Source organism: Lentzea sp. NPDC036955 (assembly GCF_055608005.1).
Map to the genome: position 1 here is coordinate 419,434 of NZ_JBVJRC010000004.1, position 23,340 is coordinate 442,773.

At 70.0% G+C, this 23,340-nt stretch carries 23 protein-coding genes; 18 read left to right on the plus strand and 5 right to left on the minus strand.

Annotated elements, in window-relative coordinates:
- Window position 1 precedes the first annotated feature (1 nt).
- Window positions 2-1,162 (plus strand): FUSC family protein, encoded by a 1,161-nt coding sequence (locus ACZ7CF_RS15445; RefSeq protein ID WP_360394261.1) that lies wholly within the window; start codon window positions 2-4, stop codon window positions 1,160-1,162.
- A 159-nt stretch (window positions 1,163-1,321) separates the two neighbouring features.
- Here ACZ7CF_RS15445 and ACZ7CF_RS15450 read toward each other — a convergent pair whose 3' ends face one another.
- Entirely contained in the window at window positions 1,322-1,951 is a 630-nt protein-coding gene (locus ACZ7CF_RS15450) for a GmrSD restriction endonuclease domain-containing protein (protein WP_470369823.1), read from the minus strand.
- A gap of 115 nt (window positions 1,952-2,066) precedes the next feature.
- Window positions 2,067-2,675, minus strand: a complete 609-nt coding sequence (locus ACZ7CF_RS15455; RefSeq protein WP_470369824.1) for a hypothetical protein — start codon at window positions 2,673-2,675, stop codon at window positions 2,067-2,069.
- A gap of 110 nt (window positions 2,676-2,785) precedes the next feature.
- On the opposite strand from ACZ7CF_RS15455, the gene ACZ7CF_RS15460 reads away from it, so the two are divergent.
- The 5 genes from ACZ7CF_RS15460 to ACZ7CF_RS15480 all read left to right on the plus strand — a co-directional run bounded on the left by ACZ7CF_RS15460 (window position 2,786) and on the right by ACZ7CF_RS15480 (window position 7,682).
- On the plus strand, window positions 2,786-4,075 hold the full coding sequence (locus tag ACZ7CF_RS15460) for an adenylosuccinate synthase (RefSeq protein ID WP_360394269.1): 1,290 nt from the start codon (window positions 2,786-2,788) through the stop codon (window positions 4,073-4,075).
- A gap of 83 nt (window positions 4,076-4,158) precedes the next feature.
- Window positions 4,159-4,926, plus strand: a complete 768-nt coding sequence (locus ACZ7CF_RS15465; RefSeq protein WP_470369825.1) for an ABC transporter permease — start codon at window positions 4,159-4,161, stop codon at window positions 4,924-4,926.
- Window positions 4,911-5,612, plus strand: coding sequence for an ABC transporter ATP-binding protein (locus tag ACZ7CF_RS15470; RefSeq protein WP_360394273.1), 702 nt, complete (start codon window positions 4,911-4,913; stop codon window positions 5,610-5,612). The genes ACZ7CF_RS15465 and ACZ7CF_RS15470 overlap by 16 nt, the downstream gene beginning before the upstream one ends.
- Entirely contained in the window at window positions 5,596-6,561 is a 966-nt protein-coding gene (locus ACZ7CF_RS15475) for an ABC transporter substrate-binding protein (protein ID WP_470369826.1), read from the plus strand. The genes ACZ7CF_RS15470 and ACZ7CF_RS15475 overlap by 17 nt, the downstream gene beginning before the upstream one ends.
- Complete coding sequence (locus tag ACZ7CF_RS15480) at window positions 6,558-7,682, plus strand: LLM class flavin-dependent oxidoreductase (RefSeq protein ID WP_360394278.1); 1,125 nt, start codon at window positions 6,558-6,560, stop codon at window positions 7,680-7,682. Before ACZ7CF_RS15475 ends, ACZ7CF_RS15480 begins: the two co-directional genes overlap by 4 nt.
- On the opposite strand, the gene ACZ7CF_RS15485 is transcribed toward ACZ7CF_RS15480, so the two are convergent.
- Together ACZ7CF_RS15485 and ACZ7CF_RS15490 are read right to left on the minus strand one after the other, a co-directional pair.
- Window positions 7,672-8,769, minus strand: a complete 1,098-nt coding sequence (locus ACZ7CF_RS15485; RefSeq protein ID WP_360394281.1) for a glycerophosphodiester phosphodiesterase — start codon at window positions 8,767-8,769, stop codon at window positions 7,672-7,674. The two genes, ACZ7CF_RS15480 and ACZ7CF_RS15485, sit on opposite strands and share 11 nt — an antisense overlap.
- Before the next feature lie 66 nt (window positions 8,770-8,835).
- Window positions 8,836-10,383 carry a Na+/H+ antiporter gene (locus ACZ7CF_RS15490; RefSeq protein ID WP_470369827.1) on the minus strand — a complete coding sequence of 516 codons (1,548 nt, stop codon included), beginning with the start codon at window positions 10,381-10,383 and terminating at the stop codon, window positions 8,836-8,838.
- 175 nt (window positions 10,384-10,558) lie between these two features.
- Between ACZ7CF_RS15490 and ACZ7CF_RS15495 the strand changes: the two genes are divergently transcribed.
- The 4 genes from ACZ7CF_RS15495 to ACZ7CF_RS15510 are packed head-to-tail and all read left to right on the plus strand — an operon-like array spanning window position 10,559 to window position 15,593.
- Window positions 10,559-12,448, plus strand: coding sequence for a TRAP transporter permease (locus ACZ7CF_RS15495; RefSeq protein WP_470369994.1), 1,890 nt, complete (start codon window positions 10,559-10,561; stop codon window positions 12,446-12,448).
- Window positions 12,438-13,415, plus strand: a complete 978-nt coding sequence (locus ACZ7CF_RS15500; RefSeq protein ID WP_360394287.1) for a TAXI family TRAP transporter solute-binding subunit — start codon at window positions 12,438-12,440, stop codon at window positions 13,413-13,415. Before ACZ7CF_RS15495 ends, ACZ7CF_RS15500 begins: the two co-directional genes overlap by 11 nt.
- Before the next feature lie 16 nt (window positions 13,416-13,431).
- Window positions 13,432-14,688: a phosphoribosylamine--glycine ligase gene (purD, locus tag ACZ7CF_RS15505; protein ID WP_470369828.1), complete on the plus strand. Its 1,257-nt coding sequence runs from the start codon at window positions 13,432-13,434 to the stop codon at window positions 14,686-14,688.
- Complete coding sequence (locus ACZ7CF_RS15510; RefSeq protein WP_470369829.1) at window positions 14,685-15,593, plus strand: ADP-ribosylglycohydrolase family protein; 909 nt, start codon at window positions 14,685-14,687, stop codon at window positions 15,591-15,593. The genes purD and ACZ7CF_RS15510 overlap by 4 nt, the downstream gene beginning before the upstream one ends.
- Here ACZ7CF_RS15510 and ACZ7CF_RS15515 read toward each other — a convergent pair.
- Window positions 15,583-16,431: an AraC family transcriptional regulator gene (locus ACZ7CF_RS15515; protein WP_470369830.1), complete on the minus strand. Its 849-nt coding sequence runs from the start codon at window positions 16,429-16,431 to the stop codon at window positions 15,583-15,585. The genes ACZ7CF_RS15510 and ACZ7CF_RS15515 overlap by 11 nt on opposite strands.
- Window positions 16,432-16,649: 218 nt before the next feature.
- On the opposite strand from ACZ7CF_RS15515, the gene ACZ7CF_RS15520 reads away from it, so the two are divergent.
- The 8 genes from ACZ7CF_RS15520 (at window position 16,650) to ACZ7CF_RS15555 (ending at window position 23,338) form a co-directional block, all read left to right on the plus strand.
- Window positions 16,650-17,105 (plus strand): hypothetical protein, encoded by a 456-nt coding sequence (locus ACZ7CF_RS15520; RefSeq protein ID WP_360394298.1) that lies wholly within the window; start codon window positions 16,650-16,652, stop codon window positions 17,103-17,105.
- Window positions 17,102-17,695, plus strand: coding sequence for a DUF3558 domain-containing protein (locus ACZ7CF_RS15525; protein WP_360394300.1), 594 nt, complete (start codon window positions 17,102-17,104; stop codon window positions 17,693-17,695). Before ACZ7CF_RS15520 ends, ACZ7CF_RS15525 begins: the two co-directional genes overlap by 4 nt.
- 10 nt (window positions 17,696-17,705) lie before the next feature.
- Window positions 17,706-19,013, plus strand: coding sequence for a WXG100 family type VII secretion target (locus ACZ7CF_RS15530; protein WP_360394301.1), 1,308 nt, complete (start codon window positions 17,706-17,708; stop codon window positions 19,011-19,013).
- Window positions 19,014-19,018: 5 nt separating this feature from the next.
- Entirely contained in the window at window positions 19,019-19,774 is a 756-nt protein-coding gene (locus ACZ7CF_RS15535) for an ESX secretion-associated protein EspG (protein ID WP_470369831.1), read from the plus strand.
- A gap of 93 nt (window positions 19,775-19,867) precedes the next feature.
- Window positions 19,868-20,329: an ESX secretion-associated protein EspG gene (locus ACZ7CF_RS15540; RefSeq protein ID WP_470369832.1), complete on the plus strand. Its 462-nt coding sequence runs from the start codon at window positions 19,868-19,870 to the stop codon at window positions 20,327-20,329.
- A gap of 21 nt (window positions 20,330-20,350) precedes the next feature.
- Window positions 20,351-20,656, plus strand: coding sequence for a hypothetical protein (locus ACZ7CF_RS15545; RefSeq protein ID WP_360394308.1), 306 nt, complete (start codon window positions 20,351-20,353; stop codon window positions 20,654-20,656).
- A 1-nt stretch (window position 20,657) separates the two neighbouring features.
- Window positions 20,658-21,827, plus strand: a complete 1,170-nt coding sequence (locus ACZ7CF_RS15550; protein WP_470369833.1) for a transglycosylase SLT domain-containing protein — start codon at window positions 20,658-20,660, stop codon at window positions 21,825-21,827.
- Between the two features lie 365 nt (window positions 21,828-22,192).
- A complete protein-coding gene (locus ACZ7CF_RS15555) occupies window positions 22,193-23,338 on the plus strand; it encodes a pyridoxal phosphate-dependent aminotransferase (RefSeq protein WP_470369834.1) in 1,146 nt (381 codons plus the stop codon).
- Window positions 23,339-23,340: the final 2 nt, after the last annotated feature.

Here is a 23,340-nt window from a genome sequence, read left to right on the forward strand (position 1 = left end):
GGTGGGCGTGGTCAGGGACGCGGTCGGACGGGGGTTGACGCGGTGGCGCGCGACCGCGTTGCCGATCGTCCAATGTGCCCTGTCGGCCGGGTTGGCGTGGGTGGTGGCGACGCTCGTCATCGGGCACCAGCACCCGTTCTTCGCGCCCATCGCGGCGGTCGTGTGCCTCGGGGTGTCGCTGGGGCAACGGCTGCGCCGGGTCGGTGAGCTCGTCGTCGGCGTGTCGGTCGGGGTCGGGGTGGGCGACGCGCTCATCGGCTGGATCGGCAGCGGGCCCTGGCAGATCGCGCTCGTGGTGGCGCTGGCGATGTCGACGGCCGTGCTGCTCGACGGCGGGTCGGTGATCGCCCTGCAGGCCGGGAGCAGCGCGGTGCTGGTGGCCACGCTGCTGCCGCCCAGCGCGGGCGGCGGGTTCGACCGGATGATCGACGCGCTCACCGGCGGGCTGGTGGGGCTGGCGGTCGCCGCGCTGATCCCGGCGAACCCGGTGATGGTCGCCCACCGGCAGGCGAAAGCGCTCACGGGCACCCTCAGCACGGCCCTGCGGAGCATCGCGGAGGCCATCGACCAGCGCGACGCCGTGAAGGCGGCCGGGGTGCTCGCGGAGCTGCGCAACAGCCAGTCGGCGATCGACGACTACAAGTCCGCGCTGCAGACCGGCAGCGAGATCGCGAAGATCGCGCCGATCCGGTGGCGGTCCAAGGACGAGCTCAAGCGCTACCAGACCGCGGCCGGGCCGGTGGACTACGCGATCCGCAACACGCGCGTGCTGGCCCGCAGGACGATGGCGGCGCTGAAGGCCGAGGAACGGATTCCGGACGGCGTGTCCGGTGTGCTGCAGCGCTACGCCGACGCCGTCGACTGCCTCAGGGGTGAGCTGGAGAGGGGCAGGACGCCGCAGCTGACCAGGGAGGCCGTGCGGGACGCCGCACGGCCGTTGACCGCGCGGCGCCTCGGTGGGGACGGGTTCTCGTCCAAGGTGGTGCTGGCGCAGATCCGCAGCATCGCCGTGGACCTGCTGCAGGCGACCGGGCTGAACCGTGCGGAGGCGATGGAGGCGTTGCCGCCGCTCAGCCCTCCGGCCGGTGCAGAAGAGCCAGGAGCAGGGAGTGGACCGGCTCGTGGTCGCGAGGATCGGTCAGGGCGGACGCAGCGCCCGTGACGGCGTACCACTCTTCCGCGCCTTCATAGCGGACCAGCGCCTGGAACTTCCCGTCGTCGGAAAGGTCCGTGCGCAGTTCGAGGTCGCCGGTCACAACGCCGACCTCGTCGGTCATCACGCCGCCGGGACCCGCCACGAACAGCGAGGAGAGTGACGCCATCAGCACCTTCCGAGCATGTCCGACAAAGCCGATTTCTCCGACGAGTTCACGCTGAGGCTCCAGCGGTACTTGGTGTGTACCCACATCTTGGCGTAGGTGCACCAGTAGGACGTCAGCGGAGGCTTCCACGTCGCCGGCGTCTGGTCGCCCTTCGCCTGGTTCACGTTGTCGGTCACCGCGATGAGCTGCGGGCCGGACATGTCGTTGGCGAACGACTGGCGCTGCGCCGTCGTCCAGGAGGCCGCTCCCGACCTCCAGGCGGCCGCCAGCGGCACGACGTGGTCGATGTCCACGTCGGAGGCCGCGGACCAGGTCGCGCCGTCGTACGGGGAGAACCAGCTGCCGGAGGTGGCGGCGCAGGAGGAGTCGGTGACCACGTTGGTGCCGTCCCGCTTCAGCACGGCCTCACGGGTGTTGCAGGTACCCGACTGGGTGATCCAGTGGGGGAACTTGTCGCGGGAGTAGCCCGTCATCGAACCGTCGGCGCGAACGGTCAGCCCGGCGAGCTCGGCGGTCGCCGTGGCGGCACTGGGGATGTTCGGCGGTGTCGCGAGTGCAGGGGTGACGAAACCAAGGGTGAGCGCCACCGCGGTGACGGAGACACCGATGATCCGGTTAACTGTTGACATCGTCCCGACCTTCCTGGTTGGAAGTGATCGGAACCACCCTCGGTCACATTGTGCAATTAGGCAATGCCTTCGAGTGACACACGAGTGAACGACAAACGCCGAACAAGCCCTGTTTTTAAAGACCGCGAACCAGCCTCAGGTCTTCCGTGTGGCGGTACCAGGTCCACTTGTCGACCGGCCGCGGGTGCTTGTGCCCGTCGAGCACGGCGGTGGTGGGCAGGCAGCCCAGCTGGAACGCCCGCGGCTTGCTCTCCCGCACCCGTGACCCGAACAGGCGCTTGTTCACGATCCGGACGGTGAGCCCGAGGCCGCCCTCGGTGTCGGGCGTGCACTCGATCCGCGACGCCTGACCGCGCAGCACGTTCTCCGCATCGCTGTAACCGACGCCACGAACGGGGGAAAGCACGCCCAGACCCATCAGGACACCGCCGACGTCGTCACGCACGAACGGCACGGGATCCACGTCACCGTTCAGGGCGATGTCCAGTGCCCGCGCCGGGTCCGTCGAAAGGTTCCACAGGGCGGCCACCGCCGACGGTCCGACGGGCACGAACCCGAGGGCCACGGACGCGAGCTTCTCCTTGCGCAGCAACCGAACCCCGACGGCGGCGAGGTCGGCGTCGGTGCCCACGACGACCAGCCGTTCCGCGTCCAGGTGGGGGTCGACGTGCTCCTTGCCAGGGCGGGTGGGCACCACCTGCACGTCGTCACGTTCTGTGATCATTGGCAACTGCGCGTTTCCGCAGGCCAACACGATTCCGTGCACGGTCATCTCCTGGTCTACCCTCGCTTACCGGCGTTCGCTCGAACCAGTCCAAGCGCTTGGAGTTTCACATGCCGGCCGTCGTGCTGATCGGTGCCCAGTGGGGCGATGAGGGCAAGGGCAAGGCCACCGACATCCTCGGTGAGCGTGTCCAGTGGATCGTCCGCTACCAGGGCGGCAACAACGCGGGTCACACCGTCGTCCTCCCGGACGGCCAGAAGTTCGCCCTGCACCTCATCCCGTCCGGCATCCTCACGCCCGGCGTGAAGAACGTGATCGGCAACGGTGTCGTGGTCGACCCCGGCGTGCTGCTCACCGAGCTCGCGGGCCTGGAGGAGAAGGGCGTCGACACCAGCGGCCTGCTGATCTCGTCGGACGCGCACTTGATCATGCCGTACCACGTGGCCATCGACAAGGTCACCGAGCGCTACCTGGGCAAGGCGAAGATCGGCACGACCGGTCGCGGCATCGGCCCCGCCTACCAGGACAAGCTCGCCCGCGTCGGCGTGCGCGTGCAGGACCTGCTGGACGAGAAGATCCTCCGGCAGAAGGTCGAGGCCGCGCTGGACTTCAAGAACCAGGTGCTGGTCAAGGTCTACAACCGCAAGGCGCTCGACCCGGAGCAGGTCGTCGACCAGGTGCTGGAGCACGGTCAGCACTTCGTGCACCGCATCGCCGACACCCGCCTGCTGCTGAACCAGGCGCTCGACCGCGACGAGATCGTGGTGCTGGAGGGTTCGCAGGGCACGCTGCTCGACGTCGACCACGGCACCTACCCGTTCGTCACGTCGTCGAACCCGACCTCGGGTGGCGCGACGGTCGGCTCCGGTGTCGGCCCGACCCGCATCAGCACCGTGATCGGCATCCTGAAGGCCTACACGACCCGCGTCGGCTCCGGTCCGTTCCCGACCGAGCTGAACGACGACCAGGGCGAGTACCTGCGCAAGCAGGGCGGCGAGTTCGGCGTCACCACCGGCCGCTCGCGCCGCACCGGCTGGTTCGACGCCGTGATCGCCCGCTACGCCTCGCGCGTCAACGGCATCACCGACTACTTCCTCACCAAGCTGGACGTGTTGTCCGGCCTGGAGAAGGTGCCCGTCTGCGTGGCGTACGAAGTGGACGGTCGCCGGGTCGACGAGATGCCGATGACGCAGACCGACGTGCACCACGCCGTGCCGGTCTACGAGGAGCTGCCGGGCTGGTTCGAGGACATCTCGCACTGCCGCACGTTCGACGAGCTGCCGGCCAACGCCAAGGCGTACGTCGAGCACCTGGAGAGCATCATCGGCGCCCGCGTCTCTGCGATCGGCGTCGGTCCGGGCCGCGACCAGACGATCGTCCGCCACGACGTTCTCGGCTGACACCGACTATCTCGAAGTACGACGCGTTTTCACGATTTGGGCGTCGTTGACGAAGGGCCACGGCTCGCCTGTAATTCAGCGCCGTGGCCCTTTCCGTTGTTCGAAAACCGACGCTGCCGCTGCGCTGGATCAGCCCGGCGGCGCTGGTTCTGCTGTGGCAACTGGCCAGCTCAACGGGTGTGCTCTCGCCTGAGAAACTGGCGTCGCCGCTGACGGTGGCGGAGTCGGCCGGTGAGCTCATCGCCGACGGCCAATTGGTCGACGCATTTCTCGTTTCGCTGGGCCGCGTTTTCTTCGGATTTCTCATCGGCGGCGTGGTCGGTGTCGCGCTGGGGCTCGCGGCGGGTCTTTCCCGGTGGGGCGAGACGCTGGTGGACCCGCCCGTCCAGATGCTGCGAACGCTCCCGCACCTGGGCCTGATCCCGCTCTTCATCCTCTGGTTCGGCATCGGCGAGGAACCCAAGCTCGCGCTGGTCGCGGCCGGTGTCGCGTTCCCGCTGTACCTGAACCTGCACTCCGGCATCCGGCAGACCGACCCCGGTCTCGTCGAGGCCGCCCGCGTCCTGGGCTACACCCGGTTCGAACGCGTCGTGCACGTCGTCCTGCCCTCGGCCGTGCCGCAGACGCTGGTGGGGCTGCGGATCTCGCTCGGCACCGCCTGGCTGTCGCTGATCGTCGGCGAGCAGGTCAACGCCGACGCCGGCCTCGGCCACCTGATCAACAACGCCCGTGAGTTCCTCCGCACCGACGTCGTCGTGGTCGGCCTCGTGGTCTACGCGCTGCTCGGCCTGTCCACCGACGCCCTGGTGCGGTTGCTGGAGAGGAGAGTGCTGCTATGGCGAGCGCGGTGACGGTGCGCGGTCTGCGCAAGGCCTTCGGGCAGCGGACGGTGCTGGACGGGATCGACCTGGAGATCGCGCCGGGTGAGCTGGTGGCGCTGCTGGGCCGCAGCGGCTGCGGCAAGTCCACGCTGCTGCGCATCCTGGCCGGCCTGGACGACGACTTCTCCGGCACGGCCCAGGTGCCCGGCACGGTGTCGGTCGCCTTCCAGCAGCCGCGGCTGCTGCCGTGGCGCAAGGTCTGGCGCAACATCGCGCTCGGCCTGCACCGGCCGGATGGCCGCCCGGTGGCGCTGAAGGCGCTGGAGGAGGTGCGGCTGCCCGACCACGCCGACGCGTGGCCGTTGACGCTCTCCGGTGGTGAGGCGCAACGGGTGTCGCTCGCGCGGGCGCTGGTCCGCGAACCCGACGTGCTGCTGCTGGACGAACCGTTCGGCGCGCTGGACGCGTTGACCCGCCTGGCCATGCACCACCTGGTGGAGGACCTGTGGGCCCGCCACCGCCCCGCCGTGCTGCTCGTGACGCACGACGTCGACGAGGCGTTGCTGCTCGCCGACCGGGTCCTCGTGCTCGACGAGGGCCGGATCGTCGCCGAGCACCGCGTCACCGAGTCCCGCCCGCGCCGCCGGGCCTCCGTTGTGGAGCAACGCACCCGCGTGCTCGCCGACCTGGGAGTGGATGTTGAGACAGCTGCCTAGGAAGTTGCTCGGGCTGCTCGCCGCGATCCTGCTGACGACCGGGTGCGCCGCGACCGCGCAGGACACCCCGGCCGGTGAGGTCGTGCTGAAGGTCGGCGACCAGAAGGGCGGGGCGAAGGCGCTGCTGACGGCCGCCGGTCTGCTGAAGGACTTCCCGCACGAGCTGGAGTGGTCGACGTTCACGTCCGGTCCGCCGCTGCTCGAAGCCGCGTCGGCCGGTGCGATCGACATCGGCGGTGTCGGCAACACCCCGCCGATCTTCGCCGCCGCCGCGAACGCCAAGATCGCCGCCATCGGCGCGTCGAAGGGGCAGGTCGAGGCCGACGCCATCCTCGTGCCGGAGAGCTCGCCGCTGCGCAGCGTCAGCGAGCTGAAGGGCAGGAACATCGCGGTCGCCAAGGGCAGCTCCGCCCACGGCCAGGTGCTGCTCACGTTGCGCGCCAACGGGTTGACGACCAAGGACGTGACGCTGAACTTCCTGCAGCCCTCCGACGCCTACAGCGCGTTCACCCAGGGCAAGGTCGACGCGTGGGCGGTCTGGGACCCCTACACCGCGCAGGCGCAGCAGGAGGCCAAGGCCCGCGTGCTCATCACCGGTGAGGGCAGGTCCAACGGGTACGGGTTCCAGGTCGCGGGCCGGAAAGCCCTGGACGACAAGGGGAAGGCCCCGGCGCTCAAGGAGTACCTGATCCGCTACTACAAGGCCCAGAAGTGGGCCGACACGCACCGCGAGGAGTGGGCGAAGGCGTGGGCCGCGGAGACCGGGCTCAAGCACGAGGTCGCGCTCGCCGCGGTCAACCGCAACGGCGACCTGCCGGTGAAGATCGACGACACGCTCATCAGGTCGGAGCAGGAGCTCGCCGACGCGTTCACCGAGGACGGGACGCTGCCCGGCAAGGTCGACTTCGCGAAGTTCGTCGACACGAGGTTCCAGGGAGATCTCACATGAGCATCACGCTGCACTGGTTCCTGCCGACATCGGGCGACGGCCGCACCGTCGTGGAGCACTTCCACGCGCAGCGCGCCCCCGCCGCCGGCGCCCGCCGTGAACCGGACATCGACTACCTGGCGCAGATCGCGCGGACGGCCGAGCAGGTCGGGTTCACCGGGGTGCTCACGCCCACCGGCACGTGGTGCGAGGACGCGTGGCTGACCACGGCCGCGTTGATCAGCCAGACCTCGACGCTCAAGTTCCTGGTGGCGTTCCGGCCGGGCGTGCTGTCGCCGACGCTGGCCGCGCAGATGGCCGCGACCTACCAGCGGATCTCCCGCGGCCGGTTGCTGCTCAACGTCGTCACCGGCGGCGACTCCGTCGAGCAGCAGCGGTTCGGCGACTGGCTCGACCACGACGAGCGCTACTCGCGCACCGACGAGTTCCTGGAGGTCGTGCGCGGCGTGTGGAGCGGGCAGCCCTACTCGTTCCACGGCAGGCACTACCAGGTCGAGGGCGCGACCGTGCTGCGCGCACCGGACCCGGTGCCGCCGATCTACTTCGGCGGCTCCTCCGACGCCGCGCTGCCGGTGGCCGCCGCCAGGGCCGACGTGTACCTGACCTGGGGCGAGCCGCCCGCCGACGTCGCGGCGAAGATCGCACGGGTGCGGGCGCTGACGGACCGGCCGATCCGGTTCGGCATCCGGCTGCACACGATCAGCCGCGACACCTCGGCCGAGGCGTGGGCGGCCGCGGCGCGGTTGCTCGACGCGCTGGACCCGGCTGCCGTCGCACAGGCGCAGGCGCAGCTGGGCAAGTCGGAGTCCGTTGGCCAGCAACGGATGGTGGCCCTGCACGGCGGCGACCTCAGCCGCGGTGTGCGGGGTCTGGAGATCCACCCGAACCTGTGGGCCGGGGTCGGACTGGTGCGCGGCGGCGCAGGGACGGCGCTGGTGGGCTCGCACGCGGAGGTAGCGGATCTCGTGGAGGAGTACCACTCCATCGGGATCAGCGAGTTCATCCTCTCCGGCTACCCGCACCTGGAAGAGGCCTACTGGTTCGGGGAGGGCGTGCGGCCCCTGTTGGAGCAACGCGGGTTGCTCGACGGGGACCGCACGCTCTCACTCGCTAGCGCTTGACCTTGGCCTCGACGGCCGTGTCGGGGTTGTCCGCGAACACGCCGTCGATGCCCTGCTTGAAGAACAGGTCGTACTCCTCGAAGGCCCGGCCGTACGCGGCCGGGTCGGTCGAGGACCGGAAGTCCGCCGGCAGGAACGAGTTCTCGTTGCGGAACGTCCACGAGTGCACGGCCAGCCCGAGCCTGTGCGCGTCCTTGACGACGGTCGTCGGCGCCTTGAGGAACCCGTTGGCGTCCCTGGGGATGATGATGTCCTTGGTCAGGCCCACGCCGTCGGCGTACGAGCGGACCTCGCGCAGACCGGCCGGCGTGACCAGGTCGGCGTAGGTGCGCTTGTCCCCGGCCACGACGAAGTCGTACGGCGCGCCGGAACCGTTGACCAGCTGCACGATCGGCACGCGCAGCGACCGGTTGAGCTCCTTGAGGTTCGCCACCTCGAACGACTGGACGAACACCTTGGCGCCGCGGCGGTTGAGGCCGTTGCGGTTGAGCACGTCGACGAGCTTCGGCTCCAGCGCGAGCCCGATCGACTGGAAGTACGTCGGGTGCTTGGTCTCGGGGTAGATGCCGATCTCGCGGTGCAGCTCCCGGGACAGGCGCTGGGAGAGGTCGATGACCTCCTGCAGCGTCGGCACCTCGAAGCGGCCGTCGTAGAGCGTGTTGCGCGGGCGGATCGCGGGGATGCGTTCCTTGGCGCGCAACGTCTTCAGCTCGGCGAGCGTGAAGTCCTCGGTGAACCAGCCGGTGACCGCGACGCCGTCGATCGTCTTGGTCTTCCTGCGGTCGGCGAACTGCGGCTTGGCGGAGACGTCGGTGGTGCCGCCGATCTCGTTCTCGTGCCGCGCGACCAGCTTGCCGTCCTTGGTGGGCACCAGGTCCGGCTCGATGTAGTCGGCTCCCATGCGCGCGGCGAGCTCGTACGCCGCGAGCGTGTGCTCCGGCCGGTACGCCGACGCACCGCGGTGCCCGATGACGATCGGCCCCTTGTCGTCGTGTGCGGACGCGGAGGGCAGTGACGCCACCACCGCACCCGCGAACACGAGGACCACGGCGGCCAGGCCACGGCCGCGACCCCTCTTGGGATCCATCGTTCGACCTCCCATTTCGTGTTGAGAGCGCACTCAAGCATCGCAACACGAAAAGCAGGTGAACGGTTACTCACGGGACAGTGCCGCCTCCTCCAGGTCGAGCTCGCGCAGCACCCGGAACAGCACCTCGTCGTCGATCTCGCCGGAGTCCCTGGCCTTGATGAACTCGTCGCGCTCGGCCTTCAGCATCACCCGGCGCAACCGCCGGTACGCCGCGGCCGGGCTCTCCTCGTCCTGGCGCCCCAGGCGTTCCCACGCGGCGTTGCCCCGGTGCTCGGCGAGCGACCGCAGCTGGTCGCGCACGTGGTCGGGCACCTCGTCGACCTCCTGGTCCAGCCGGTCGACCGCGGCCCGCGCCGCCCGGTGCTGCACCTGGGCCTCCGCCAGCGCGTCCTGCCGCGCGTCGTCGCCCTCGAAGCCGATCTTGCCGATCAGCCACGGCAACGTCGTGCCCTGCAGCAGCAGCGTGGCGACCGTCACGACGAACGCGCAGAACACGATGATGTCGCGGCCCGGCACGTCCGGCGGGATCGCGGCCGCCGCGGCGAGCGTGACCACGCCGCGCATGCCGGCCCACGAGATCACCGTGAGCTGACCGGTGTGCGGCGGCCGTTCCCGTTCCCGCAGCTTCTTCGACAGCCGGTACGGGATCCACGCGGCCGGGTACATCCAGGCGAACCGGGCCAGCACCGTCGCCAGCAGCACCGCAGCGGCACCCAGCAGCAGGCTCGCGTTGAGGTCGGCGGCACCGATGATCGAGGACAGCTGCAGGCCGATCAGCGCGAAGACGAACGACTCCAGCAGCACGTCCAGGGCCCGCCACACCGCCGCGTCCTGCAACCGGGTGGTGTAGGTGCCGCGCGGCGAGTGGTGACCGACGTACAGGCCGGCCACGACGACCGCGAGCACACCGGAGACGTGCGCGACCTCCTCCGCGAGCAGGTAGGCGCCGAACGGCACCAGCAGGCCCAGCGCGCTCTCCAGCACACCCTCGCAGAGCCGCTTGCGCAGGAACCTGACCACCACGCCCACGGCCAGGCCGACCGCGATGCCGCCCGCCGTGACCAGCAGGAACAACCCGACGCCCTCGACCGGGTGCATGGCGGCGCCGGCCGCGGCGGCCACCGCCACCTTGAACGCGGTCAGCGCAGTGGCGTCGTTGATCAGGCTCTCGCCGACCAGCAACGTCATCGCGCGGCGCTGGAGGCCCAGCTTGCGCCCGATGGCGACCGCGGCGACGGCGTCCGGCGGTGCCACGACGGCACCGAGGACCAGCGCGGCGGCGAACGGCAGGTCGGGGAACACCAGCTTCGCCGTCACCCCCACCACGAGCGTCGTGAACAGCACCAGGCCGATCGCGAGCAGCCCGATCGGCCGCAGGTTCGCGCGGATGTTGAGGTAGGAGCTGTCCAGCGCGGCGCTGTAGAGCAGCGGCGGCAGCACGACCAGCAGGATCAGGTGCGGGTCGATCTCGAACTCCGGCACACCGGGTATGAACGACACCACGAGCCCGACGGCGACCAGCACCAGCGGTGCCGACCAGTTGAGCCGACGGGCGATGGACGTGACGACCAACGCCCCGAGCAGCAGCAGCAAGACTTCAGGCCCGACCATGCGCTCATTCTGCGCAATGGCGGGAGCGCTGTCCTGCGCGTGCCGTGTGGACGGTCGCGGTGACTCTTTGCAGTTCCTTTGGATTGATCCCCTGGGGCTGTGATCGGCCCCACAGTACGGTCGGTCCGTGGCCAACCCCGACCTCGCCCGCATCGTCGCGGAGCACGACGAGGAGATGCCGTCGCGCTCGCTCTCACCCCGGTGGGAGCGGGCGCTGTGGATCGCCGGCCTGCTGATCGCACTGCTGGTGCTCAAGCAGGTGTTCTTCCCGTTCGCCAAGGGAAGCCAGTACTACCTGATCATCTTCCTCGCGGTGACGCTGCCGCTGGTGTTCCTGTCCTACGGCCGCGGGCACCAGCCGCCGTGGTGGGACTGGGTGCTGGCGGCCCTGGCGTTCGTCGTCGGCGCCTACCCGCTGTTCGGGGGCTTCGACGCGTTCCTCGACCGGCAGGGGCAGCTCACCGCGCTCGACGTCGCCGCGGGCGCCGTGCTGCTCGTGCTGGTCCTGGAGGCCTGCCGGCGCACGACCGGCTGGGTGCTCCCCGTGGTGTGCCTGGCGTTCATCGCCTACGCCTACTACGGCGGGTTCCTGCCGCCGTCGTGGTCGATCGCGCACTCCGGCGTCGACTTCTCCCAGATCATCAACGGTTTCTTCAACGACGCCAGCGGGTTCTACGGCACACCGCTCGACGTCGCCGCGACCTACATCGTGCTGTTCACGATCTACGGCGCGGTGCTGAACGCGTCCGGCGCCGGCAGGTTCTTCGTCGACATCAGCTTCGCCGCGTTCCGCAAGTCCCGCACGGCACCGGGCCGCACCGCCGCGACCGCCGGGTTCCTGCTCGGAACGGTGTCCGGCTCGGGCACCGCGACGACGGTGTCGCTGGGCGCCGTCACGTGGCCGATGCTGCAGAAGGCCGGGTACCCCAGGGAGAACGCGGGCGGGCTGCTCGCGGCGTCCGGCATCGGCGCGATCCTGTCGCCGCCGACGCTGGGGGCGGCGGCGTTCATCATCGCCGAGTACCTCCAGGTGTCGTACCTGTCGGTGCTGATCTGGGCGATCATCCCGACCCTGCTGTACTACCTGGGCATCGCGCTGGCCGTCGAGGCCGACGCCCGCCGGTTCGGCGCGCGGCCGGTCGACGTGGACGCGCCGCGGTTCCTCGACGTGCTGAAGCTCGGCTGGTACCACTTCCTGTCGCTCGGGATCATCATCGTGTTCCTGGCGCTGGACATCCCCGTTTACAAGGCGGTCGTGTACGCGACGGGCGTGGCCGCGCTGTTCGCGCTGGTCAACCACCGGCGTGACTGGCTGAAGCTGATCGCCGACTCGCTGTCGGCCGGCGTGCGCTCGGCGTTCCCGGTGATCGCGGTCTGCGCCGCGGCCGGTGTGATCACCTCGACGATCACCAAGACCGGCCTGGGGCAAGCGCTTGCGGGCTCGCTGGTGGACCTGGCGTCGGCGCTGACCTCGGAACCCGCGGTCGTGCTGATGCTCACCGCGGTGCTCGCGGCCGTCGCCGTGTCCGTGCTCGGGCTCGCGGTGCCGGTCACGGCGTCGTTCATCATCTCGTGGGTCGTCATCGGGCCGGCGCTGATCACGCTGGGCGTGGAACCGGCCGAGACCGCGATGTTCATCTTCTACTACGCGGTGCTGTCGGAGGTGACGCCGCCGACCGCGCTCGCCGCCGTCGCCGCGGCCGCGCTGACCGGCGGTGACGTCATGAAGACGATGTGGCAGACGTGGAAGTACACGCTGCCCGCGTTCCTGGTGCCGCTCGCGTTCGTGCTGACCGACGAGGGCGCCGGGCTGCTGCTGCGCGGCTCGTTGCTGGACTCGGTGTGGACGTTCGCCGCGTCCGCGCTGGGGGTCGCCGCCCTCGCCGTGCTGACGGGCGGCTGGCTGTTCGGCCCGGCGCGCTGGCCGGAGCGCCTGCTGTGCGTGCCGGCCGCGTTGTTCCTGCTCTACCTGCAACCGCTGACGATCGCCATCGGGGCCGGGTTCCTCGTGGTGGCCGTGGCGGTCCACCTGGTCACTCGTAGGAGGGTTCCTGATGCTGCGTAGGTACGCGATCGGTGCGATCGCACTGGCGCTCGTGGTTTCCGGGTGCGGCGGCAAGCGCACGCCCACCACACCGGACGCGGGCAGCGGCTCGCAGGCGTCGTGTGAGGCGTCGGACGGGCGGATCACGATCGCGACCGGCAACTCCGGCGGCGTCTACTTCGTCGTCGGCGGCGGTCTCGCGAAGCTGATCAGCGACAACTCGAAGCTCAAGGCGTCGGCGGCCGAGACCGGCGCGTCCGTGCAGAACGTCCAGCAGCTCGTCGGCGGCACGTACGACATCGCGTTCTCGCTCGCCGACACCGCCGCGGACGCCGTCAACGGCACCGGCGCGTTCACGACCAAGCAGAAGGTCTCCGCGCTGGCCCGGATCTACCCGAACTACACGCAGGTGCTCGTCAGGGCCGACTCCGGGATCAACTCGATCGCGGACATGAAGGGCAAGCGGATCTCCACCGGCTCGCCCAAGTCGGGCACCGAGGTGATCGCGGGCCGGCTGCTGAAGTCCGCCGGGCTCAACATCGACTCCGACGTCTCCGCCCAGCGCCTCGACCTGACCAAGACCGCGGACGGGATGAAGGACGGCAGCATCGACGGCTTGATCTGGTCCGGCGGCCTGCCGACGCCGCAGATCACCGACATCACCACCTCCATGAAGGACCGGGTGAAGTTCATCGACATCACCCCGCTGCTGCCGGAGATGAAGAAGATCAGCCCCGTGTACGACACGGCCAAGATCCCCGCCGCGACCTACGGCGTGGCCGAGGTGTCCACGATCGTGGTGCCGAACCTGCTCCTCGTCCGGGACGACTTCGCCGCCAACAACGCGTGCGCCGTGACCAAGCTGATCTTCGACAAGAAGGCCGACCTGGAGAAGGTGCACCCGGCCGTGAAGGACGTCGACAGGGCCAAGGCGTCGGCGTCCGACCCGGTCCCGCTGCACCCTGGAGCGAAGCAGGCCCTCGGCTGAACTACGCTCAGGCACCGTGCGCGTCCTGGTCATCGGGTCTGGAGCCCGTGAGCATGCCCTTGTCCTCGCGTTGTCGCGCGACCCGCAGCTGACTGCCCTGGCGTGCGCGCCGGGCAACGCAGGCATCGCGGGACACGCCGAGATCTACGGCGTGGACGTCGCAGATGCCTCGGCGGTCGCCGGCCTCGCCCGTGAGTGGAAGGCCGACCTCGTCGTCATCGGCCCCGAACAACCGCTGGTCGCCGGGGCCGCCGACGCGGTCCGCGAGCTCGGCATCCCGTGCTTCGGGCCCTCGAAGGCGGCGGCCTGCATCGAAGGCTCGAAGGCGTTCGCCAAGGACGTCATGAACGCCGCGGGCGTGCCGACGGCCCACAGCGAGGTCGTGGACAACCCCGCCCGCCTCGACGCCGCCCTCGGGCGCTTCGGGCCGACGTGGGTCGTGAAGGACGACGGTCTCGCGGCCGGCAAGGGCGTGGTCGTCACGTCCGACCTGGCCGCGGCCCGCGCGCACGCGATGACGTTGCTCGACGGCGGCCACCCGGTGCTGCTGGAGTCCTTCCTGGACGGTCCGGAGGTGTCGCTGTTCTGCGTCACCGACGGCGTCTCGGTGGTGCCGCTGATCCCGGCGCAGGACTTCAAGCGCGTCGGCGACGGCGACGCCGGCCCCAACACCGGCGGCATGGGCGCCTACGCGCCGCTGCCGTGGGCCCCGGAGGGCCTGGTCGACGAGATCGTCGCCCGGTGCGTGCAGCCGGTGGTCGACGAGCTGCGCGCGCGGGAGACGCCGTTCGTCGGCCTGCTGTACGCGGGCCTGGCGCTGACGTCGAACGGCGTGCAGGTGATCGAGTTCAACTGCCGCTTCGGCGACCCGGAGACCCAGTCGGTGCTGGCGCTGCTGAAGTCGCCGATCTCCGCGCTGTTCCTGGCCGCGGCCACCGGCACCCTGGGGTCCCTGGAGCCGTTGGAGTGGGAGAACGGCTACGCCGTGACCGTCGTGGTCGCCGCGGAGGGCTACCCCGGCCGCCCGCGCACCGGTGACGTGATCACCGGCTCCGACGCCGACGGCGTGCTGCACGCGGGCACCCGCCGCCGCGAGGACGGCGCCGTGGTGTCCGCAGGCGGCCGCGTGCTGTCCGTCGTGGGCACCGGCAAGTCGTTGGCGAAGGCCCGTGAGCGCGCCTACAAGAGGGTGGCCGACATCCACCTGACCGGCTCGCACCACCGCACCGACATCGCGCTGAAGGCCGTCGATGACCAGATCACGGTGCCGTGAGCCTGCTCGGGTGCGTCCTGGGAGGCGCCGTCGGTGACGGCCTCGGTGCGCCGATCGAGTTCTCCTCGATCGACGTGATCCGCCGCCGGCACGGCCCGGTCGGCGTCGTCGACCTGCCGTCGCTGGAGATCACCGACGACACCCAGATGGTGCTGTTCACGCTGGAGGGCCTGCTGCTGGCCCGCCAGTACGGCGTGGACCCGCTGCTGACGGTGCGCGCCGCCTACGGCCGGTGGCTGCACACCCAGGGCGGCCCGCCGGTGGCCGACGACGGCTGGCTGATGTCCGACCGGCGCCTGCACTCACGCCGCGCACCCGGTCACACGTGCATCACCGCGTTGAAGCACGGCGAGAAGAACGACTCGAAGGGCTGCGGCGGCGTCATGCGCGCCGCCCCCGTCGCCGTGTGGTCCCCGGACGTGCGCGAGGTGTTCACCCTGGCGGTGGGGACGGCGCGGATGACCCACCACCACCCGAGCGGCTACCTGTCCGCGGGCGTGCTGGCGGCGGTCGTGCGTTCCCTGCTGGACGGCGCCGACCTCCTGTCGGCCGTGGCCGTGGCCCGCGCGGAACTGGTCCGCTGGGACGGCCACGAGGAGCAGACCACGTTGCTGGACAAGGTGGTCGGCCTCGGCCCCCTGACACCGGAGCAGGTCGAGTCCGAGCTCGGCGGCGGCTGGGTCGGCGAGGAGGCCTTCGCCATCGGCCTGCACGCGGCCCTCGTGGCCCCCGACTTCGCCACGGCCGTGCGCCTGGCCGTGAACCACTCCGGCGACAGCGACTCGACCGGTTCCATCTGCGGCAACCTCCTCGGCGCCCGCGACGGCGCCGAGGTGGTGCCCGACCAGTGGCTCGCCGTCCTGGAACTGCGGGACGTCATCGAACGCCTCTGCCTCAGCTGGTGACCGGAACCCACAGCTCGGCCTTCGCCGTGTCCCCGTGGATCTCGGTCCGCAGCATCGTCGGCCCCTCGGCGCTCTCGTAGCTGTTCGACGGGAACCACTGCGTGTAGACGTCCCGCCACATGTACTGGATGCTCTCCGGGTACGGCCCCTCGGTCGTGAACACCGCCCACGTGCCCTTCGGCACCGTGACGGTCTCCATGTCCTCCGGTGCCTCCGCGGTCGTCACCACACCGTGGAAGTAGTCGAGGTGGTCACCCTCCTCGTTGCCCTCCTGGTTGCTGGTCAACGCCACGAGCCCACGCGGTTCGCTGTCGCTGAGCTCCTTCATCCGCTCCAGCACCGGCATCCCGATGCCCTTGACGAACTCCACGATCGCCGGGTTCATCCCCAGGTGCACCAACGGCACCCGCGTCCCCCGCCCGACCACCCGGAACCCGTCCCTCTCGACAACCCGGTACTCCATGCTCGCACTCCCCTCCACGATCAACTTGAACGTCAGCACCTGCTGCGACTGCAACGGCTTCCTGGTGCTGCGCGCCTCCTGCGGCCCAACCCCGTGCATGGCCCTGAACGCCCGCGCAAAAGCCTCGTTGGACCCGTAACCCCACCTGACGGCCACGTCCAGCAACGAGCTCTGTCCACTGAGGACCTCACTCGCCGCCCTGGTGAGCCGCCTGCGCCTGATGTACTCGCTCAGCGGAATCCCGGCGAGCGCCGAGAACATCCGCCGGAAGTGGTACTCCGAACTGCCCGCGATCCGCGCGAGCTGCTTCACGTCCACCTCGCGGTCGAGGCTGTCCTCGATGTGGGCCATGGCCTGGTTGAGTCGTTCCAGCACGCGACCAACGCTATGGGCTCCCCCGCCGGCGCACCCGACTTCCTGTGCCCGGTTCGGTCGCCCCGGTTCTTGGCACGTTCTGCCAGCGCAAACGAACGCTGAGTGACGTGGAACCAACTGGGGGTGGTCTTCGTCGAACTACAGGTGCGTCTTACGCGGGCGTTGGTAGCCTGCGAAGCGAGACCGAACCGTCACCAACCGTACGGGGGTAGGACGTCGTGACACAGGAGAACGCGGGGGCGGATGCCGTTCTCGGTGCCGCTGCGGCAATGGGTGGCGCGATCGGGGCCGCGGTGGGCGCCTTCCAGGTCGCCTCTGCTGCGTTGGACAAGATGTCCGCAGGTCCCGCGACACAGCACTTCAAGGTCAACGAGAAGAACGTCCTGAAGGCCGGCGCGCTCATCCACGACCAGGCCAAGGTGCTCGAGACCAAGCTCGGGCTCGTGCAGAGCGATCTCAAGATCCCCGCCGACGCGGGCACCGGCGGGCGAGTGGGCGCTGACATCGCCAAGGCGTGGAACAGCCGGCTGGTCGGAGGCTCCGACACCTATGCGGGACGGGTCGAAGCATATGTGAAGAGCTTGAAAGCTCTGTCGGACCAGCTGCGAGACGCGGCCACGCAGTACAACATCAGCGAGGAAGACATCACCGCGACGTTCGGACCGAAGGCGTGAGCAAGAAGTACATCGGACCAGTCGTCGCGGCCCTGCTGCTGGTGACGGCTTCGGCGTGCACCGGCACCGGGGAAGCGGGCAAGCCCAACCCGGAGCCGCCCACGACGACGGCGACTTCGCAGGCGACGAAGAAGCTCCCCGCACGCCCCGCTGACCTCAAGGTGACCGGCGTCGAGCCCTGCAAGCTCCTGACCGCTGATCAGATGAAGCAGGTCAAGATCGCGGAGGGCTCCTCCCAGCAGTCGAAGATGGTCGACAGCACGCCCATGCCCGCCTGCTTCTTCAGCAACAACCTCACCTACTCGTACCTCGCCGTCCTCGCCACCAACAAGGGCGTCGACTACTGGCTGACCGAAGGTGGGAACGTGACCGCCGACGTGATCGACGTCGCCGGGTACGGCGCTGCTGAGATCAAGCTCGTCGGTGTCGACGCCGTGGACTGCGCGGTCGCCGTGGACGTGGCCGAGGGGCAGCAGCTCATCGTGGACTACAAGCCGGACAGCGCTGTCAAGGAGACCCAGCAGCAGCTGTGTGACAAGGCGAAGAAGGCCGCCGGCCTCGCGCTGGACACGCTCAAGACGCTGAAGTGAGGGGGAGGCAATGTCTGGATATCACGATCTGACCGACTGGAACTTCGACGGCTGGTCGAACGGTGAGCTGGCCGCAGAGGTCAACCGCCTCAACAACGGTGATCTCGGCCGGAAGTTCTCGACGGCCTCCGATGCGCTTCGCGACCTGGCCGGCACGCTGAAGTCGGTCGACGACGAGCTGCAGCTGCAGCTCAAGGAGCTCGGCATCAACTGGGACGGCGCGGCCGGCCAGCACGCCCAGGACAAGACCCAGGCCTCCACCAAGGTCGTCGCCGAGGCAGGTGAGGCGACGACGCAGAACTCCGACGCGATGGCGCGGCAGCAGGAGAGCACGAGCCAGGCCCGCTACCGGTCGCCGGAGGAGGAGAAGCTGCACGGTGACACCGAGCGGAACCTCGGCGACAAGCTCGGCGGTCTCGTCGGCTATGAAACCGACCACGCCGCCGAGGTGGCAGCGACCAACAAGGCGCGCCAGCAGGCCATCGACGCGCTGAACGGGTACGTCGGCGGCAGCCAGGGCTCCCTGAACGACTTCCGGCCGCCGCCTCAGGCACCGGAGATCGTGGTGAGCAGCGCCCCGTCCTCCACCTCCGTCGGCCACGCGGTCGGCATGCCCCACTCCACCCCGCCCGGCGTCACCGGCGGTCCCGGCTTCACCGGCACCCCCGGCTCACCGGGCTCCCCCGGCGTCCCCGTCGGCCCCACCCCGAACATCCCCGGCAGCACCACCGGCATCCTCCCCGGCACCTCCACGCCGGGCACGATCGCCGCAGGCCCCGGCCTCCCCAAGCCCTTCGGCTCCCCGCTCCCGGTCGCGGCCACCGCCGCCACCGCAGCGGCCGCCGGTCTGGCGGGTGCCGCGGGCAACGCGCGCGGGCCGCAGGTCGTCGGCGGTGGGCGCGGGCCCAGCCAGGCGCCCAAGACGCCGATCGCCTCGACCGGACCGAAGGGTGCTCCGAGCACCATCGGCGGCGGTGGCAAGGGTGGTCCCGGCGCGGGCGGCGGCCCCGGTGGCGCGGGTGCCGGCGCGAGCGGCACGGGTGCGGCCGGCAAGGGTGTGCCGGGCAGCATGACGCCGGGTGGCTCCACGGGTGTCGGCCCCGACGCGAACCGGCCCGGTGCGGCCGCCGGGAAGGGTGGCGCCGTCGCCGGCAAGGGGTCCGGCTCGCTCATGTCCCCCGCGGCCGGTGCCGCCAAGGGCGAGGGCGACGAGGACAGCGAGCACGTGCGCAAGTACGGCGTCGACTCCGACGACGTGTTCGGCGACGAGCGCATGGTGGTGCAGTCGGTGATCGGCGAAGAACCGAAGGACAAGTAGATCCCTTGAGCTCACCAGGTTCCGTGGTTCTGTCCACAGTGGAGTTCGCCGTGGTCTGGGAGGCGCAACGCCTCCCGGCCGCCCACGTCGCGCTCGACACGCGGATTCCCTCCATCACCCACACCGAGAAGGCCGAGGTGGTGAAACGGGCCTGGGAGTCGCTCGAAGCGCGCGGCCTGGCCGGCAACGGCCGGGTCGTGCCCGAGCTCGCCGACGGGTTCGCGTTGCTCGCGAACGCGCCGATGTCGATCGACCTGTGGGTCTGGGCCGACCGGCAGATCAGCGGACTCGCCGCTGCCGTGGGCGACGAGGCCATCCTCGCCGTGCAGGACCGCGACGAGATGTGGCTGATCGAGGCACGCGGCACGGCGCTGGCCGAGGCCGCCGTGTCCGTGGCCGGTGAGATGCCGGCCGGGTACGGGCGTTCGATCAGCCTGCCGTACGACGACCTCGTGGCCGCGGCCAAGGACGTCGGGCAGGACGCCCAGCGCATGATCACCACGTTGGAACGCCAGGGCATGCGCCTCGGCGACGCGCAGGAGCTCGCCGCCATGCTCGACGGCACCTCCACCCGCGGGCAGTTCGGTGCGCAGCGCAACGGACAGCGCGCGGGACGCGTGGTCTCGTTCCACGACACGCACAACGGCCGCTACCTGCGGCAGCTCAAGCCCAGCAGCGACGGCCGCAAGTGGTGCACCATCACGCCGGTCGACAACCACCGGCTCGCCGCCGCCGTTTGGGAGCTCCTCCAGGAAGTGTGACCACGGAACCCCCGCGCTCGCCCGTGCGTCGTAACGCACGCGGGCCTGGGGGGCCAGGGGACGTCGCCCGCGACATGCCGGGAGAGTTCCGCCGTGAGAGCAGCACTCACCCCGTCCGCGTTCCGCGCGGCGTGGGACCACCTCGACCTGGGCGCGATGCCGATCGTGCTGCACGCGCCAGAGTCCACTGTGGAGTCTGACGAGCTGGACCCGTGGCTCGCCAAGGCCTTCCACCAGCTCGCGACCCCCGCACTCGCCCTCGACCTCCGCCTCGGCATCGGCAGCACGTCGACGCGCGCCATGGTCGTCGCCGGCGGGGTCAGGGCCGTGCTCACCCGCGACGAGGTCGTGGTCGACGAGGTGGCCGACATGGCGGCCGCACTCGCCGAACTCGTGCCGGAGCAAGGTGTTCGCGCCTGGATCGGTGCCATCGCCACACATGGCGGGCGCCGGTGCCGGCTCGACGTGATCGTGGACGAGGACATCACCCGACCGGCGTTGAAAGGGCGAATCGACGCCCTGCTCGACTCAATTCGTTCTAAGGTCTCCGAGTAGACATCGAGGGGGTACGTGCGCATGGCTGTGGCGAAGTTCAACAGCGAAGCCATGGAACAGTGCCGGACAACCGTGAGCAGTCAGGCCGGACAATTCGGCGCGATCGGTGACGGCTTTTCCAATCAACACGGCAATTCGGACATCTTCGGAAAGTTCGGCGCCTCCGCGGCGATCTTCAGCGCGGTCAGTGCAATGGAGCAGGCGGGCGCGCAGGAGTTCGAGGCGGCGGAGAAGGTGCTGCGCAAGGTGGAGAGCACACTCGACGCAATCCAGTCCAACGTGGCCGCCGTCGAGGACGCCAACCGGAACTCCTTCAGGGCGGTGTGACGTGAGCGCGATGGACGAGGTCGCGGGCCTGCCCGGCGGCGCACCGCTGGCCGAGCTCGCCGACAAGGTCGAGAACGCCCAACCGCAAGCCGTGCGCGACATCGCCACCCGCTGGAAGCAGGCGGCCGGCAAGTGCGGCGACCAGTCGAACGTGCTGCAGCGGTCCGTCTCCCAGCTCGACGGCGCCTGGGAGGGCACGTCGGCCGACGGTTTCGTGGCCTACATGGGCAACATCACCAGGTGCGGCACCGCGATGACGGACGCGCTCAACGGCGCCGCGGCCGACCTGGAGGCGGCCGCGAACGCGTTGGAAACGGCGAAGAGCACCATGAGCCGCATCTGCGAGAACCTGCTGAGCCGTGCCCGCCAGGTCCGCCGGCAACTGCACGGCCAGCCGCAGGAAGACGTCGACAGCATCATCCGCAGCTACTGCGCCGAAGCCGTCGCCGACGCACAACCCGTTGTCGCGCAAGCAGAAAACTCCTTGAACTCAGCCGCCGGCGCCCTCAAGGGCCGCCCCGGCGCGCTGGCACCGAAGTTCTCGGCCGTCGAGGACCCGAACACCCAGACCTTCACGCCCGCGCCCGGCAAGCCCGTGGAGTGGACCGCGACCCCGCCGCCGGACGACAGCACGACCACGTCCAGCTCGGACGCGAAACCGGCGCCCGTCGAGGACCGCGGCGGTGGCGGGGGTGGTGCTTCCGGTGCTTCCGGTGGAGGTGGCGGTGGTGCTTCCGGAGGCGGCGGTGGTGGCGGCGGAGGTGTTGGTGGCATGGGTCCCAGCGGTGGTCCGCCGTCGGGCAGCCCGCCGCCCGGCAACGTCGAGGAGTGGATCCGCGAGGCCATCAAGATCCTGCAGGCCAACGGCATCCCCGTCACCGAGGACAACATCGACGAGATCTGGAAGATCATCGAGAAGGAGTCCAGCGGCAACCCGCACGCCATCAACCTCTGGGACTCGAACGCGCAGAAGGGCACCCCGTCCAAGGGCCTCATGCAGTGCATCGACTCGACGTTCAACGCCCACAAGCTGCCCGGCCACGACGACATCTGGAACCCGGTCGACAACATCATCGCCGGCGTCCGCTACACGTTCTCGCGCTACGGCGGCTTCGAAGGCCACCCCGGCCTGAAGGCGATGTCCCAGGGCGGCGGGTACCAGGGCTACTGATTCGTCACTCGACCGGATGAGCTTTGTCCGGAACCCGGCGCATCTCCGTCTGTGTTGCATGACGGAAATGCGCCGGGTTTCGTTCGTGCTCACCCGATCGAGTGGGCTTTGTCCTGATTCGTCCGCTCGCTCGCCCGCAAAGGGGAAACGCGGGGAGGGCGGCCGGGAGGTGAACGGAGGAATGGTCGACCGGGTGCGGCTCGCGGCGAGGTTGATGGGGACCATCGGAGGGGGCAGCCGGTGAGGCCTGGCTAGCGCAGGTGGTGGTGTTTGGACCCGGTGGTGGATGTGCGTGTGTGCAGATGTGTGGGTGTGCGCCCGAGGTCTCAGGCCCCACCGGCCCCCAGGCGAGTTAGCCTGGCGCCATGCTGACCGTGGCTGCTCGCGCTGACGTCCCGCCGTTCCACGTCATGGACGTGCTGTCCGCCGCCGCGCAACGGCAGCGCACCCACGGGGACGTGGTGTCGCTGGCCGCCGGGCAGCCGTCGAGTCCGGCGCCGCGGCCGGTGCGGGATGCCGCGGTGCGTGTGCTGGGAGAGCAGGCGCTGGGGTACACCGAGCAGCTGGGGGTGCTGGAGTTGCGGGCCGCCATCGCCGGGCACTACCGGCGGCAGTACGACTTGGCGGTCGGGGCTGAGGACGTGGTGGTGACGACCGGGTCGTCGGGGGCGTTCACGTTGGCGTTCCTGGCGGCGTTCGACGTCGGGGACCGGGTGGCGTTGGCGCGGCCGGGGTACCCGGCTTACCGGAACATCCTGAGGGCGTTGGGGTGTTCGGTGGTGGAGTTGGCGTGCGGGCCGGCGACGCGGTTCCAGCCGACGGTGGAGATGCTTGCCGCGGAGCACGCTGTTGCGGCGCTCAAGGGGGTCATCGTCGCCAGCCCCGCGAATCCCACCGGGACGGTGGCCGACATCGCGCCGATCGCGCGGTGGTGTGCGGACAACGGCGTGCAGTTGATCAGTGACGAGATCTACCACGGGATCAGCTACGGGGAGCCGTTGGCGTGTGCGTGGGAGACGTCGCGGGACGCGGTGGTCGTGAACTCGTTCTCGAAGGCCTTCGCGATGACCGGGTGGCGGCTGGGGTGGATGTTGCTGCCGGAGCGGCTCAGGCGGGCGGTGGACTGCCTGACCGGCAACTTCACGCTGTGTCCGCCCGCTTTGTCGCAGTTTGCGGCGATTGAGGCGTTTCACCCGGATTCGTACGCGGAGACCGCGGGGCACCTGGAGCGGTACCGGGTCAACCGGGACCTGCTGGTCGACGGGCTCACCAGCCTCGGGATCGGGGAGCTCGCGCCGGCCGACGGGGCGTTCTACGTGTACGCGGACGTGCGGCACCTGACCGACGACTCGATGGGGTTCTGCCGCAGGCTGCTGGACGACACGGGGGTCGCGATCGTGCCGGGCATCGACTTCGACCCGGTCGACGGGCACCACTTCGTGCGGATGTCGTTCGCGGGTTCAACGAACGAAGTCGAGGAAGCGTTGAGGCGGTTGAAGGCCTGGCTGTAGAG